Origin of the sequence: Pseudomonas sp. 18173 (genome assembly GCF_050432945.1) — a bacterium.
GTDB lineage: Bacteria > Pseudomonadota > Gammaproteobacteria > Pseudomonadales > Pseudomonadaceae > Aquipseudomonas.
In genome coordinates, this window is record NZ_JBKFTN010000026.1 from 13,388 (window position 1) to 28,249 (window position 14,862).

A 14,862-nucleotide genomic window follows, 5' to 3' on the forward strand; every position below is an offset into this window, starting at 1 on the left:
GCATGGCGATGGCACAACAGGCCTTTCCAACGCCGGAAAAGGCCGCGGAAGCGTTCGTTGCAGCACTGGGCACGGAACATTCCGACCAGGCTCGCCTGACCGAACTGCTGGGCAGTGACTGGCACACTTACATCCCGCGTGAAGGTGTACAGCGCGAAGATGTCGATGCGTTTTTGCAGCAATACCGCGAGCAACATCACATTGAAAACACCGGCGACCGCAAGGCCGTCCTGGCGGTCGGCAGCAAGAACTGGACACTGCCCATCCCCATGACAAAAGCCGCTGACGGTTGGCGCTTTGACCTGAAGGCTGGCAGTGCCGAGATCCGTGCACGGCAAATCGGCCGCAATGAACTCGCCGCGGTGCAATCGGTGCTGGCCTACCACGACGCCCAGATGGACTATGCGTCGGTGGATCGAGACGGTGATGGCGCACTCGAGTATGCGCAGAAAATCTTCAGCACCCCCGGCAAGCACGACGGACTCTACTGGGAAGAAGACGATAGCGGCCAGATCAGCCCGCTGGGGCCTTTGTTCGGCAAAGCCATTGCCGACGAAGACTGGCATGGTTACCGCTTCCGCATCCTTGATGGCCAGGGGCCTTCAGCACCGGGTGGCGCCTACAGTTACCTGATCGGCGACAAGATGAGCCGCGGCTTTGCGTTGATCGCCTGGCCGGCGAAATACAACGACACCGGGGTGATGAGTTTCATGATCAGCCATGATGGCCAGGTGTTCGAGAAAGACCTGGGGCCCGGTGGTGAAAAACTCGCCAAAGCCATGAAGCGCTTTGATCCGGATGACAGCTGGAAAGAGGTGGATGAAGATCAGGCGCAGCAGGAGTGACCGGGGGCTTGTCTAAAGCGGCAGGACGAATCGCCGTTCGTTCCCCGTGCTTTTGTTGCAGGAGGGTTGTTCCAGCTGGAAGCCGCACCGATCGAGGACTTTTCTTGAGCCCAGGTTTTCCTTGTAGGCAAAGGCTACCAGTTGCGTAAGCCCCCAACGCACCTGTGCCTGCTCGATCAGATGCCTCAGCGCCAACGTTGCCAGCCCCTGCCCGCACGCGCGCTGATCGATCCGATAGCCCACTTCAGCAGAACCTGACGCCAGGTCGATGTTTTTCAGATTGGCGCGGCCAACGATTGCCTGACGGCAATCCACAATGACAAACGGATGCCAGGCGCCGATGGCAAAGTCGGACAAATAGCCTGCGATATGATCGGCGACACCCTGCAACGAGTAAAAAGCCGGATCGCGCGCGTCAATATGGGATTCGAACCATTCACGGTTACGGGTTTCGAAAGCCAACAATGCTTCAGTGTCCGTTGTTCTCAGCTCGCGAACGCTAAACGATTCCATTGATCACCTCTCCTTTGTCCAGCGCCGATGTGGCGCACGTTTATCTCATACCCGGACAACCTTGCCGAGCCTGACTTTCTCCTTCCAGAGTCCGAACGGCTTGCTTACAACATATGGATAATCGTATATTCGTATTTCCATATGTATCGAGCTTCGCTCATGCTCAATCCTGCCGCCGTATTCAAATGCCTGTCCGACGAAACCCGCGTTCGGGCCACCTTGCTCATCGCCCGTGAAGGCGAGTTATGCGTTTGTGAGCTGGTCTGCGCCCTGGACGACAGCCAACCCAAGATTTCCCGCCACCTTGCACAGCTTCGCGGATGCGGACTGCTGCTCGATCGCCGCCAGGGGCAGTGGGTGTATTACCGGCTCAATCCTGACCTGCCGACGTGGGTTCGTGACGTACTCGAGACAACGTTACAGGCAAACGCCGATTGGCTTGAGGGCAACAGCACTCGCCTGAACGCGATGGGCGACCGTCCTCTCAACACTTCCGCCTGCTGCTAAACCTCATTCGTCGAGACTGTGCATGTTGACTGCATTTAGTATTTTCCTGCTCACCATGGTGCTGGTCATCTGGCAACCCAAGGGCCTGGGCGTCGGCTGGAGCGCCTCCCTGGGAGCCGTTCTGGCCCTGCTTGCGGGCGTCGTGACACCGGGCGATATCCCACTGGTGTGGCACATTGTCTGGAACGCCACCGCGACATTCATCTCTCTGATCATCATCTGCTTGTTGCTCGATGAGGCCGGGTTTTTCCAGTGGGCCGCTTTGCATGTGGCGCGCTGGGCCAAGGGTGACGGACGTCGCCTGTTCGTCTTCACGATACTGCTGGGGGCCGGCGTGTCCGCGCTGTTTGCCAATGACGGCGCAGCGCTGATCCTGACCCCCATCGTTGTGTCGATCCTGCTCGCGTTGCGTTTTTCACCGGCATCTACCCTGGCGTTCGTCATGGCGGCCGGCTTTATTGCCGACACGGCGAGCTTGCCGCTGGTGGTGTCCAACCTGGTCAACATCGTTTCGGCGGACTACTTCGGCCTGGGTTTCAGCGAATACGCCTCGATCATGGTGCCGGTCAATGTCGTTGCCGTGGCGACCACGCTTGCGGTGTTGTACTGGTTTTTCCGGCGTGACATTCCCAGGCACTACTCGCTGGACGATGTGCTGGACCCGCGACGTGCCGTGCGCGATCCCCTGACTTTCCGCGTCGGCTGGATTGTCTTGGCCTTGTTGCTGATCGGGCTGTTTGCGCTGGAACCCCTGGGCATTCCAATCAGCGCAATCGCAGCGGTCTGTGCCGCGATGCTGTTCGCCGTGGCTGCGCGCGGGCATGTGATTTCCACCCGCCGCGTGCTGCGTGAAGCGCCCTGGCAAGTCGTGATTTTCTCGCTGGGCATGTACCTGGTGGTTTATGGATTGAAAAATGCCGGGCTGACAACCTCCATGACCATGGCCCTGAACCACCTGGCCGAATTCGGCATCTGGGGCGCCGCGCTGGGTACCGGCCTGCTCACGGCTTTGCTGTCATCGGGCATGAACAACATGCCCACGGTGCTGGTGGGTGCCCTGTCGATTCAAGCCAGTGACGCCACGGGCGTAGTACGTGAAGCCATGATCTACGCCAATGTCATCGGCTCTGACCTGGGCCCCAAGATCACCCCCATCGGCAGCCTGGCCACCCTGCTCTGGCTGCATGTCCTGGAGCGCAAGGGCATCCGCATTACCTGGAGTTACTACTTCAGGGTCGGCGTGGTCCTGACGCTGCCGATCCTGTTCATCACCTTGTCTGCCCTGGCCCTGCGCCTGAGCGTTTAGCCCCTGAGCGACTGCAAAGAGGAGTCACCATGCGCGTCCTGTTTATGTGTACCGCCAATAGCTGTCGCAGCATCCTGTCCGAAGCCATGTTCAACCATCTCGCCCCGGAGGGTTTTCAGGCGATCAGTGCCGGCAGCTTCCCCAAGGGGCAGGTGCTGCCTCGCAGCCTGAGCACGCTGCAAGAAGCCGGCATTGCCATTGACGGCTTGAGCAGCAAAGGCAATGACGCTTTCGAAACCAACCCGCCGGATATCGTCATCACGGTTTGCGACAAGGCCGCCGGCGAGACGTGCCCCGTGTACTTCGGGCCGGCACTCAAAGCGCATTGGGGACTGGAAGATCCATCAGACATAAAGGGCGATGAAGAAACGGTATCGGCGGCGTTCCACGCGACCCTGGCGCACATTGAAATGCGCTGCCGGGCATTCCTGGACCTGCCCTTTACCCAACTTGACCGCGATGCGCTGAAGCGGGAACTCGACCGCATCGGCACGCTGTAACCGGAGCCTCCATGACCCATCCGCTGCCCAATCTCGACACCTCACTGACTCAACCCATCGCCAATGGCCGCGATGACCAGCACAAGCCGCGCATCCTGTTGCTATACGGCTCCACTCGCGCGCGCTCGTTCAGCCGCCTGCTGGTCGAAGAAGCCGCCCGGTTGCTCGAACACTTCGGCGCCGAGACGCGGATCTTCAATCCATCAGGCCTGCCACTGCCGGACGACGCACCCACCGATCACCCGAAAGTCCAGGAACTGCTCGAACTGATGCAATGGTCTGAAGGACAGGTCTGGTGCTCGCCAGAGCGCCACGGCGCCATGTCCGCCGTATTCAAGGCACAGATAGACTGGGTGCCATTGGCCTTGGGGGCCGTTCGCCCAACCCAGGGAAAAACCCTCGCTGTCATGCAAGTCTGCGGCGGTTCCCAGTCCTTCAACGTGGTCAATCAACTGCGTGTGCTGGGGCGCTGGATGCGCATGTTCACGATCCCCAATCAATCTTCCGTGCCCAAGGCATTTCTGGAGTTTGACGAGGCCAACCGCATGAAGCCCTCGTCACTGTACGACCGGGTGGTGGACGTGATGGAGGAGCTGGTGAAATTTACCCTGTTGCTGCGCGATCGCCCCGATCTGGTTGACCGCTACTCGGAAAGAAAGGAATCAGCGCAGGAGCTGACTCAACGCGTGAATCAGCGGTCGATCTGAAGGCAGGGATGTTGCCCTTGACCCAATAGCCGAAAAAAGCCGCAAACCCCGACGTCTCGGGCCTTGCGACTGTTTGCCAATACGTCCCTCAAGCTCCCGGGACGTATTTTCCGGGTATGCCTGCCGTGCGCATTGCGCAAAGTGCAGGCCTCACTCCTCTACCGCGTCCTGCAACAACGCCAGGGCACGGTCAAAGTCGAAGCGTTCGACCTGCTGCGCCACAAGGCTCAGGCGCCTGGCCAGGTCCAGGTCAAGCGACAAACCACGCAACTCGTCAAGCACAGACACGGCAGCGGTGTCGCTCTCGGCCAACAGGTACTTGAGCCTGGCAAGCCGCCCCTGCAGATCCGCCCCGGCCTGCCGAACCTCAATCACCGGTGCAGGGACTGTTTCACCGAGACGGCTCAGGTCAAACAATACCGGTGCCAGGCACTGCTCCACTTCGGCCAGGCGGGCCTGCACCCCATCGCCGGATTCGCCTGTCTGGCAGGCTGTCTCCAGTTGCGCAGCGGCCTGCGCCACGGCCTTGGCCCCGATGTTCCCGGCGCTACCGCACAAACTGTGGGCCAATCGAGCAGCGGTCGTGGGGTCAGGATCGGCGAGCGCCAGCCGGAACTGCTCGGCGAAATTCGTCTGGGCGGCGTGGAACATGCGCAACAGGCGCAGGTAAAGCTCGCGCTTGCCCATACAGGTGGCCAGCCCGGCAGCCAGATCGATGCCATCCAGCCCGGCGGGCAGCGAATCGCCGGCCACTGGCGCACTCGCCATCGCGGTAATACCCCGTCGCCCGGCGCGCGGGTTGACCCATCTGGCAAGGGTGGCGAACATGCCGGCTACATCCAGGGGCTTGGAAATGTGGTCGTTCATGCCACAGGCCAGGGCCCGCTCGCGATCGCCAGCCATGGCGTTGGCGGTCATGGCGATGACCGGCATCCGGGTGAAGCGCGCCTGCTGGCGAATTCTGCCGGTGGCGGTGTAGCCATCCATTACAGGCATCTGGCAGTCCATCAGCACGCCGTCAAAATCGCTGTCGCGCTCCAATAGGTCCAGTGCCTGCTGACCATCGCAAGCCAGAACGAGGTCGATACCTGCGCCTTGCAATAACTCGCAGGCCAATTCCCTGTTCAACTCATTGTCTTCCACCAGCAACAGGCGCGCACCTTTCAGGCTGGCCAGGTGGCTGGCGCTCTGCATGCTGCGCTCACTGGCCCGGGTATCGGCCTGCCCCCCTCTGCCGAGCACAGTGCCTATGGCTTCAAGCAAAGTGGACGGGGTGACAGGTTTGGTCAGCACCACTGGTAGTAACACGCCCTGGCGCTCGGCCTGCTCGCGAATCTCCTCGCGGTCGAAAGCCGTGACCATGATCACCGAAGGTGTGTGCGTCAGATTCGCGGAGTGCATCCGGCGTACCGTCTCCACCCCATCCATACCCGGCATGCGCCAGTCCATCAACACCAGGTCGTAAGGCAACGACCTCTGCTCGGCTTCTGCCAGCATACGCAGGGCTGCGAGACCGCTATCGGCCACATCCACTTCGACGCCGAAGCTTTGCGCCATGCCCGAGAGGATTTCCCGGGCACTGGCGTTGTCATCCACCACAAGCACGCGGATGCCGAGCAACTCATCGGCGGTAAACATGCGTCGCGGTTGTGCGTCAGTCTGCACACCCAGGCTCACGCAGAAATGAAAGGTGGAACCACTGCCGAGTTCGCTTTGCACCCAGATGCGCCCGCCCATCAGCTCCAGCAGGCGCTTGGAGATAGCCAGGCCCAGACCGGTACCGCCGTATTTGCGCGTGGTGGAACTGTCGGCCTGGTTGAAGGACTCAAAAATCCTCTGGCACTGCTCTTCGCTCATGCCAATGCCTGTGTCGCGCACCCAGAAATGCAGCTCCACCTTGCCCTCATCGCCGCCCTGGTGTTCCACACCCACGACGATTTCGCCTTGCTCGGTGAACTTGGCAGCGTTGTTGCCCAGGTTCACCAGGACCTGGCCCAGGCGCATGGGGTCGCCAATCAGTGCGGTGGGCAGGTCGGCTACCGTGCTGTAAAGCAGCTCCAGGCCTTTTTCCTCGGCCTTCAAGCCAACCATGCCGGCGAAATTCTCCAGCACGTCCTCCAGGTGGAACGGGATGAATTCCAGATCCATCCTGCCGGCCTCGATCTTGGAGAAGTCGAGAATATCGTTGATGAGCCCCAACAGGCTCTCTGCCGAACGATGCACCTTCTCGATGTAGTTGCGTTGGCGGTTGTCCAGTTCGGTACGCAACGCCAGGTGGCTCATGCCGATAATGGCATTCATCGGGGTGCGGATTTCATGACTCATATTGGCCAGGAACTGGCTCTTGGCTCGTGTCGCCTCTTCGGCCACTTCCCGGGCACGCTGCACCTCCGCTTCGGCGGCCTTGCGGTCGGTGATGTCGTAATACCAACTGGCGCTGATGCGCCGCTCGCCAAGGGTCAGCGGTACCGCCGACAGCAGCACATCGAATCGTTTCCCGCCTTCCTGTTGCAGCCTGGCCTCGAAGTTCAGCACCTCCCCCTCAGCGGCAGCGGCCCGGAAGTTTGCACGCGCTTGTGCATCGCACCAAAAGCGACTTTCGTCCACCTCGCCGAGTTGCTCGCGGCCATGGCCGAAGAGGTTTTCCAGCTCCGGGTTGCAGTAGCTGAGGCTGCCGTCATCGTCGCGAATCAGCATGGCCACGGGACTGCTGTCGAGCACCGCGCGCAGCTGCGTCTCGCTGGACTTGAGTGCCGCCTGCAATTGTCGCCTTTCGCTGACGTCGCGCACGGAAGCACAGATGCAGGTGCCGCGCCCCTCCAGCGCCGGCAAGTGCGACAAACCGATCTCCACCGAGAACAGGCTGCCGTCCTTGCGCACACCCTGCAGGTCCTCCAGGTTCGCGCCCATCTGCCGGGTGCTGCCGTGAACGATGAAGCCATCGCGAAACGCCACATGCCGCCGGCGCACCGCCTCGGGAACCAGTCGTTCGACGGTTTCGCCATGCAGCTCCCCTGCGGCGTACCCGAACTGATTATCCAGTTGCGGGTTGGTCATCAGGATTGCGCCGTCAGCGCCTATCACCAGCATGCCGTCCGGCGCCGCCTCGATGATCCCGCGATACCAGGCCTCGGTGGAACGCAGCGCACTCTGCTGAGCCTCCAGTTCCCCGGATTGCTGCTCCAGCCGCAACGCCTGCTCGCCCATTTCATCGGCCTGGCGGCGGGTCTCGATCAGCAGCGATTGCACCGCCAGGTTACGCTCCATGACAGCCATGGTTCCGGCCAGCCGCGGCAATGCTTCTTGCAAAAGCGCCGACTCACGCTCTCCAAGCGCCTGGTAGCCCGCCAGCTCGAGCACGCCGAGCAGGCGCTCACCGCGCAGAATCGGCTGCAGCATCAGATTGCTGGCCGACACCTCGCCCAACTGCGAATGCAACCGGCCGAACGACTGCGCAAGCCCCTGCAGCTCACGCGGCACGCGATCGACTGCGCACTGCCCGAGCAGGCCGGCGCCCAGGGCCACGACCGGTGCAGGCGGGTGCTGCGGATCGGCGGCGTAACTGCCAGCCAGCTGCAAGTTGCTACTGCTTTCCTGCAGGCTATAGAGCACGCCCCGGCAGATGCCGAGCATGCTCGCCATATGTCGCAGGAACACCTGGGCCAATTCATGGGGTGTTTCCGCTTGCGGCAGATCGGCCTGTAGCTGTGCCGTCTGAACCTTGATCCAGCGCTGGCGCTCCAGCTGCCGGGATTCTGTCTGCAGCAGGGCAATGGCACGGGCCAGGTCGCCGGTCTCGTTCTGCAGATCGGTATGGGGAATAGTCTGCTCCAGCTGGCCGGCCGCCAGCTCGTCAATGGCGGCGCGTATCCGGTCCAGCGGCTGGCGAATCGAACGGCTGACCACCCAGGCCATCAGCAGTGCCAGCGTCAGGCCGCCCAGCAGTAACACATAGGTGAGCGTGGTGCTGTGCTGCGCGAACTCGGCGATCTGCTTGGCCGTGTCATGGATGGAGGCTTCCTTGACCCGGGCTATCTGCCCGAGCAGCTCATCCCCCTGCTGATCCAGCCCCTGGAACTCGTCACTGTCGAGTAACTGCAAGGCCTGTTCCTGATGGCCCTCGCCAGCCAGACGCAGTATCTGCTCGCCCTCGTGCTGCAACTGCTCCTGCAGCACCTCGAACCTGGCGAGCCGCACCTGATTCTCCTGACGCCAGAGCGTCGGTTGGGCCTGGGCCAGGGCTTCCTGAAGGCGCTGCTGAACATCGCGCAACCGGGCAACCGCCTCGACGCGAGTGTCCCCGTTGCGGGTGCCGACGGCACGCTGCAATGCCTGCACCCAGTGCGGCATCTGCACCCTCGCCTCGTGCAGCTGGGCGATGCCGACCAACTCCTGCCGATACAGCCGCTGCATGTCCCGCTTCAACGACTCCTGGGTACGCAGGCTCTGCGCTCCAAGCACCAGGATCAGCACCAACAGCGTGACGAAACCCAGAATCAGCTTGTACCTCAAGGACAAGCGTTCCAGCAGGGCGAACACTTTGCTCATTGCAGCTCCCCGTTTACGCAAAACTTGCGTGATAGCGCTTGAACCGCTCAGGGCTCCCGAGCGATGCGCTCCATCGCGGCCAACTGCCTGGCCATGTCCTGATCGCTGTCGGCAAAGCGTTCGGCAATGGTGCGAAACTGCTCGGCGCTGCTCAGGAAGGCATCACAAATGTCCGGATCGAAATGTGAAGAGCGCCCTTGCCGGATAATTTCCACCGCCTGTTCGTGCGACATTCCGGCCTTGTACACGCGCCGACTGATCAGCGCGTCGTAGACATCCGCCACCGCCATCAGCCGGGCACTGACCGGAATGTCGTCGGCGGCCAGCCCTTCGGGATAGCCGCTGCCATCCCACTTTTCCTGGTGGCTGTAGGCGATTTCCTTGGCAATGCGCAGGAAACCCACCGAGACGCCCAACTGATCCTCGGCATGCTGGATAGCATCGCGCCCCAACGTGGTGTGGGTCTTTATGACTTCAAACTCCTCGGGGGTGAGACGTCCCGGTTTAAGCAGGATGTGATCAGGGATGCCGATCTTGCCGATGTCATGCAGCGGCGCCGACTTGAACAACTGGCGGATGGTTTCATCGTTCAGAAAGTGCCTGAAGCGCGGGTGATCACGCAGCAGTTCGGCCAGTAGCCGAACGTAGTTCTGGGTACGACGGATGTGGTTGCCAGTCTCGTTGTCACGCGTCTCGGCCAGAGAGGCCATGGCCTGGATGGTGACGTCCTGGATGGCCATGACCTCTTGGGTACGGCGCTGAACCTCCTGCTCGAGGAAGTCGTTTCTATCGCGAAGGAAGTCGGCAGCCGCCTTGATCTTCAGTTGGGTCTCCACCCGCGCCAGAACGAGCGGTGGGCTGATGGGCTTGGTGATGTAGTCAACCGCGCCCAGCTCCAACCCCTGGATTTCATCCTCTATCGACGCCAGGGCGGTGAGAAAGATGATGGGGATATCCCGAGTGCGCGGTGCTCCCTGCAACTGCTGTGCGACCTGATGACCCGACAACCCCGGCATCATGATATCGAGCAGGATCAGATCCGGCAGCGGGTCACCCTGCAGCACGCGCAGCGCCTTCTCGCCACTGTTGGCGGCCTTGACCCGATACCTGTCCTTGAGCAGGTCTGTCATCAGCATCAGGTTGTCTGGCGTATCATCGACCACCAGAACAGTGGCCACCGGATAAACGTCTGGTTCGCTTGCCATGGCTATCGGCTCCCCGTCCCTAAGAGGAGAGGCCGTACAATGCCGCTCCATCGCATGGAAGCGTAGCTCTTATAATCGTTATCGCTCAGTGGAACGCTTGCTGACAGGATCAACGCGTCCGGTAGATCCTGTTCCAGGCAAGCCCCCCATCAATCCCTGTTCAGTACATCGATGATCGGGCAATCGGACCCGCCGTCGCCTGCATCGCATTGCTCCACCAGCCCGCCCAGCACCTGTCGCATGGCGACAAGGTCGGCGATCTTGCGCTCGATCAGGGCCAGCTTGCGCACGGCCAGTGCCCGAGTCTCGCTACAAGTGCAGGCCGCATCCAGTGTCAGCAGAGCCCTCACTTCATCCAGCGTGAAGCCCAGCGCCTGCGCCCTCTTGATGAAGCGCAACCGTTTGACCTGCTCCGGCAGATAGCGCCGAAAACCGCTGAGGGGCTTTGGCGGCTCATCCAGCAAGCCACGTCGCTGGTAATAGCGAATAGTCTCGATGTTCACCCCGGCAGCTTGCGCCAACTTGCCGATACTCAGCCCTGTCGCCATCGCACGCCTCTTGATCCTGTACCCGGGTACGGAGTGTAGAGTGACTCTAGGTTAGATCGATTCGATGGAGAAGGCGATGGCTCGGGCTGGCGCAGAAACCATCAAGGTCGACCTGCCCGGGAAATGGCCATTGCCACCTTTGCCCCCGATAAAGCCGCCCCCACCGCGTACCAGTGAGGCCACCATGAGCACCGTCATCCTCGAATCCGTCCTGACCTGCCCACGTTGCGGTTTCGCCAAACAGGAAGTGATGCCCACGGACGCCTGCCAGTTCTTCTACGAGTGTCGCAGTTGCAAAACCCTGCTACGCCCGAACCCCGGCGACTGCTGTGTGTTCTGTTCGTTTGGTACGGTGAAATGCCCGCCGATTCAGGAGCAGCGCGGATGTTGCGGTACGGCTTGACCTGGGTTCATTCGGTTTCAAGACGCCCTGACGCGCCTCAAACCGCGCTTATGGGAGGTTAGTGTCATGTGGAACTACGCTCTGATGCTCGTGGTGGTCTACCTGGTTATCACCCTCTTCATCGGTTGGATATATACCATGGCGCTCCTGCATTGGCTTTGATCCAACAGGAGAAGTGCTACTGCAACCACTCACCAAACTGGAGAAGACAGCTTCGCTCCCCCCCTTCCATTGATCCTTTGCCAATCACCCCCACGCTCGCCATACACCAATAGCGGCAATGGACCACGTCAGTACGATGAGCACCGCCGCCAGCTTGTTGACCGGGCGCTGCAAGTCCCTGGCCTCCCACTCGGCCGCCTTGAGCTGACATTCCTGCAGCACCGCGATCGGCATCAGCCGCAAGGCAAGCAGAATGCCGAGCGGCAAGATAATCACGTCGTCCAGGTATCCAAGCACGGGAATAAAATCGGGAATCAGGTCGATTGGACTCAGCGCGTAGGCCACGACAAAAACCGAGACCCACTTGGGTAGCCAGGGCGTTTGCGGATGCCGATAACAAAACCAGAGCACCATGGTTTGCCGTTTCAGCTGTCTGGCCCAGCCACGCAAACAACGAAGTAAGCGGTTCATGTCGTTGTGATCAGTGCGTGAAGGGTGTGATCGCCAGCGTAATGCCATTGGACAGTGGCTGCCATGGGTTGGTCAGCAGGCGTTCGGGGCAGGCAGGTTTCCACCTCACGTAAATAGCTACGTATTCCACTGCGAGATCAATTGCCAGAGCCATCCACCAAGATACCGTCGATCAAATCTCCAAATGCCTGGCTCTGTATAGCCGAAGCCATTTTAGCTCGTGCCTCATCCATACCTTTGGCCCAGCCTTGCAGATTCAGGTAATGCCGATTGATGGTTTCGTAGCGTTCCTCCAGGAATCCATCTCCCGCCTGACAGCCTGTTTCAGACCAGAGATCGAAACGCTCAAGGAAGTGGTGAACCAGCTCATTGCGCAGTTCGACCAACTCCTTGAGGGCGACTTTCGTTGCCTCATAACGCTCGGCTGGCATTTCCAGGAGGTATCGATAGCTGAACCAGATCTGGCCACCGGCATCGGCTTCCGTCGGTGATTCTTCATTTGGGGACGGCGGCGTCAGCAAGTTTTCGGTCAGCATCCTCATCAGCGTGCCCATGGTCTTGTTCTGGGCACATGTGATCTTCTGCTCACGGATAATAGGCAGCCGATCCACAGGGCCGCTCAACTCGCCATGCGCGACTATGGCTTTCAACTGCCGTTCGTATTGCTGCAAGCGCAACAGGCAACGTCCGAGTTTGCGCTGCACAATTGGTTGAAGGTCAGGTACATCATCCGCGGGCATGGTAGCGATTTCACTCATGAATAACGACTCAGGCATAAGTGGCAGGGCTAGAGCCGATTCACTGCAGTACGCTTGCCCTGCCAAGAGGGTTTGCAACGCGTATACCAGACTCTTTTCAAACTCAGTGTAGGTTGAAGTTATCCGCTCGGACCTTTTCAACATCATCGGCCAGGAGCGGTCATTCAATGCGACCCATAGTCCTCATCCGACAGTGCATCCTCCTCCCGTGTGGCACCAGTGACAGAAGTGCAGAGTCTCTTACCGTGAATCAGGCATTTACACTGCCCGCCTCCGACGAATGAGCCTATTGAAATGGAAGTCATCTATCCAAAAACCTGGCCAAACTGGATTTCCAATCTTTCGAGAATGCCTATGGGTTGTGGATTCAACCGGTCAACAATAGATACCCCCGCCCAAGCTCGACCTGCCCTCCTTCCCCTCCACATTTGCCACCCGATTCCAGCATTTGTATGGGTCATACCCACCGATATGCCAGTAAAAATTGCTACATCCAGCATATTGCCGGGTGCCGGCCGGCATTTCGCCCACCCATAATGGACTTACAACAATAAAGGGGCTCACCCCGAGGTACGCAAGCCATGTACAAGGACCATATCGTCAAGGCTCGTATGACTGACAACGTCATATTCATGGGGATGGTCGCCGCGGTCATTTTCATCATCACACTGGCCTGCGGTGTGGGCGAAGGCCGGCTTTCCAATCTGATGGGGCCGATCGTTCTTGACTTGAAGGCGCCTCTGGCGCGCGACATCGCGGTCGGCGGCACTTTCACGATTACGGTTGTCCTGAACCTGTTCATCCTTGGCCGGTTTCCGTTACGGGCGCAGATCATTACGGTCTGGTGCGAACTGCTGGTGCTGTTCCTTTTATTCTTCGATACCTTCAATCTTTCCTACAGTTTCATCGCGACCAAAGTGGGCTTCATGATTACCCAAGGGGTGTTCACGACCGTCTATGTGTCCGCGATTTCCATTGCCATTGCATTCGTCCTGGCCTTGTTGGGGGCGACGGCCCGGTTGTCCTCCAACGGTTTCGCCATTGCCATCGCCAGCTTCTACACCTCGTTTTTCCGCGGTGTTCCCTTACTCATCCAGATCTATCTGATCTACCTGGGCATTCCTCAACTCGGCTACGTGGTCGGCGCCGTTCCGGCAGGGATACTCGCGCTCTCGCTCTGCTATGGCGCCTACATGACCGAGATCTTCCGCGCCGGGATCAGCAGTATTTCGCGGGGTCAGTGGGAAGCCTCCCGGGCGATTGGCCTGAATCCGCTCCAGACGATGACGCGGGTGATTCTCCCGCAGTCCATGCGCCTGATCATTCCGCCGACGGGCAACCAGTTCATCTCGATGCTCAAGGACAGCTCGCTGGTTTCCGTGATCGGGGTCTGGGAGCTGATGTTCCTGGCGCGAACCCAGGGACGCGCCGAGTTCCGGCACCTGGAAATGCTCATCACCGCCGCCGTTCTCTATTGGCTGCTGTCGATCGTGCTGGAAACCGTGCAGTCCCGCCTGGAAAAGCACTTCAATCGCGCCCATCGCTGAATCAGGAGCATAACGATGAACCCGCTATCAGTTGCAGCAGCCCCTGCCCCGTATCCGGCCATTTCGATTCACGACATGCACAAATGGTATGGCGATTTTCATGTGCTCAATGGCATCGACCTGCACATTGCCAACGGCGAAATCGTCGTCGTTTGCGGCCCGTCGGGTTCCGGCAAATCGACGTTGATTCGCTGCCTGAACCTGCTGGAAGACTTCCAGAAAGGCAGCGTGTTCATCGACGGAACAGAGTTGACCCGCAATGCCGCCTGCGTGGCCGGCATCCGCCGCCAGGTCGGCATGGTGTTCCAGCAGTTCAACCTGTTCCCGCACATGACCGTCCTGGAGAACCTCATGCTCGGGCCGCGCCTGGTGGGCAAGCTCAGTGAATCCGAGGCGCGCGAACTGGCCTGCGAATACCTCGATCGGGTGCGCATCGGGAACCAGGCGGACAAATACCCCAGCCAACTCTCCGGCGGACAGCAGCAACGCGTGGCCATTGCCCGCGCACTGTGCATGCGACCCCGCATCATGCTGTTCGATGAGCCCACCTCCGCGCTCGACCCGGAGATGGTCAAGGAAGTGCTGGATGTGATGGGCGAACTGGCCCAGGACGGCATCACGATGGTGTGCGTCACCCACGAAATGGGCTTCGCCCGGCGGGTCGCCGATCGGATCATCTTCATGGACCAGGGCTGCATCATCGAGCAAGCCAGGCCCGACGAGTTTTTCGACAACCCGCAGCACCCACGCGCGCGGGAGTTTCTTTCACAGATTCTCAGCCACTGAGAAGCATCGCCGTACCTTCGGAAGTCATCGACAAGAACAACAAAAAACCGCACTCA

At 60.1% G+C, this 14,862-nt stretch carries 14 protein-coding genes; 8 read left to right on the forward strand and 6 right to left on the reverse strand.

Features of this window, described 5'->3' with window-relative positions; all coding sequences use genetic code 11:
• The first annotated feature begins 2 nt into the window (after positions 1 to 2).
• A complete protein-coding gene (locus ACLD1X_RS24370; protein WP_429372066.1) occupies positions 3 to 845 on the forward strand; it encodes a DUF2950 domain-containing protein in 843 nt (280 codons plus the stop codon).
• 12 nt (positions 846 to 857) lie between these two features.
• Here ACLD1X_RS24370 and ACLD1X_RS24375 read toward each other — a convergent pair whose 3' ends face one another.
• A complete protein-coding gene (locus ACLD1X_RS24375) occupies positions 858 to 1,358 on the reverse strand; it encodes a GNAT family N-acetyltransferase (protein WP_429372068.1) in 501 nt (166 codons plus the stop codon).
• Positions 1,359 to 1,517: 159 nt separating this feature from the next.
• Here ACLD1X_RS24375 and ACLD1X_RS24380 point away from each other — a divergent pair, with 159 nt between their 5' ends.
• The 4 genes from ACLD1X_RS24380 to arsH are packed head-to-tail and all read left to right on the forward strand — an operon-like array spanning position 1,518 to position 4,378.
• Complete coding sequence (locus ACLD1X_RS24380) at positions 1,518 to 1,865, forward strand: metalloregulator ArsR/SmtB family transcription factor (protein WP_429372070.1); 348 nt, start codon at positions 1,518 to 1,520, stop codon at positions 1,863 to 1,865.
• Positions 1,866 to 1,887: 22 nt separating this feature from the next.
• Positions 1,888 to 3,171: an arsenic transporter gene (locus ACLD1X_RS24385; RefSeq protein ID WP_429372072.1), complete on the forward strand. Its 1,284-nt coding sequence runs from the start codon at positions 1,888 to 1,890 to the stop codon at positions 3,169 to 3,171.
• A 29-nt stretch (positions 3,172 to 3,200) separates the two neighbouring features.
• Positions 3,201 to 3,671 carry an arsenate reductase ArsC gene (locus ACLD1X_RS24390; RefSeq protein WP_429372074.1) on the forward strand — a complete coding sequence of 157 codons (471 nt, stop codon included), beginning with the start codon at positions 3,201 to 3,203 and terminating at the stop codon, positions 3,669 to 3,671.
• A gap of 11 nt (positions 3,672 to 3,682) precedes the next feature.
• Entirely contained in the window at positions 3,683 to 4,378 is a 696-nt protein-coding gene (arsH, locus tag ACLD1X_RS24395; RefSeq protein ID WP_429372076.1) for an arsenical resistance protein ArsH, read from the forward strand.
• A gap of 150 nt (positions 4,379 to 4,528) precedes the next feature.
• On the opposite strand, the gene ACLD1X_RS24400 is transcribed toward arsH, so the two are convergent.
• The 3 genes from ACLD1X_RS24400 to merR all read right to left on the reverse strand — a co-directional run bounded on the left by ACLD1X_RS24400 (position 4,529) and on the right by merR (position 10,679).
• Positions 4,529 to 8,926 carry a response regulator gene (locus tag ACLD1X_RS24400; protein ID WP_429372078.1) on the reverse strand — a complete coding sequence of 1,466 codons (4,398 nt, stop codon included), beginning with the start codon at positions 8,924 to 8,926 and terminating at the stop codon, positions 4,529 to 4,531.
• Positions 8,927 to 8,973: 47 nt separating this feature from the next.
• Complete coding sequence (locus tag ACLD1X_RS24405) at positions 8,974 to 10,131, reverse strand: HD-GYP domain-containing protein (protein ID WP_429372080.1); 1,158 nt, start codon at positions 10,129 to 10,131, stop codon at positions 8,974 to 8,976.
• A 149-nt stretch (positions 10,132 to 10,280) separates the two neighbouring features.
• Positions 10,281 to 10,679: an Hg(II)-responsive transcriptional regulator gene (merR, locus tag ACLD1X_RS24410; protein WP_429372082.1), complete on the reverse strand. Its 399-nt coding sequence runs from the start codon at positions 10,677 to 10,679 to the stop codon at positions 10,281 to 10,283.
• A 184-nt stretch (positions 10,680 to 10,863) separates the two neighbouring features.
• Between merR and ACLD1X_RS24415 the strand changes: the two genes are divergently transcribed.
• The gene (locus ACLD1X_RS24415; protein ID WP_429372084.1) at positions 10,864 to 11,082 is read left to right on the forward strand and encodes a GDCCVxC domain-containing (seleno)protein; all 219 of its coding nucleotides are present in this window, start codon (positions 10,864 to 10,866) and stop codon (positions 11,080 to 11,082) included.
• A 246-nt stretch (positions 11,083 to 11,328) separates the two neighbouring features.
• Here the strand turns inward: ACLD1X_RS24415 and ACLD1X_RS24420 are convergent, their stop codons facing one another.
• On the reverse strand, positions 11,329 to 11,715 hold the full coding sequence (locus tag ACLD1X_RS24420; protein WP_429372086.1) for a YkvA family protein: 387 nt from the start codon (positions 11,713 to 11,715) through the stop codon (positions 11,329 to 11,331).
• A gap of 137 nt (positions 11,716 to 11,852) precedes the next feature.
• Entirely contained in the window at positions 11,853 to 12,473 is a 621-nt protein-coding gene (locus tag ACLD1X_RS24425) for a hypothetical protein (RefSeq protein ID WP_429372088.1), read from the reverse strand.
• A gap of 581 nt (positions 12,474 to 13,054) precedes the next feature.
• On the opposite strand from ACLD1X_RS24425, the gene ACLD1X_RS24430 reads away from it, so the two are divergent.
• On the forward strand, positions 13,055 to 14,020 hold the full coding sequence (locus tag ACLD1X_RS24430; RefSeq protein ID WP_429372090.1) for an amino acid ABC transporter permease: 966 nt from the start codon (positions 13,055 to 13,057) through the stop codon (positions 14,018 to 14,020).
• Between the two features lie 15 nt (positions 14,021 to 14,035).
• Positions 14,036 to 14,806 carry an amino acid ABC transporter ATP-binding protein gene (locus tag ACLD1X_RS24435; protein WP_429372092.1) on the forward strand — a complete coding sequence of 257 codons (771 nt, stop codon included), beginning with the start codon at positions 14,036 to 14,038 and terminating at the stop codon, positions 14,804 to 14,806.
• The last annotated feature ends 56 nt before the right edge of the window (positions 14,807 to 14,862 follow it).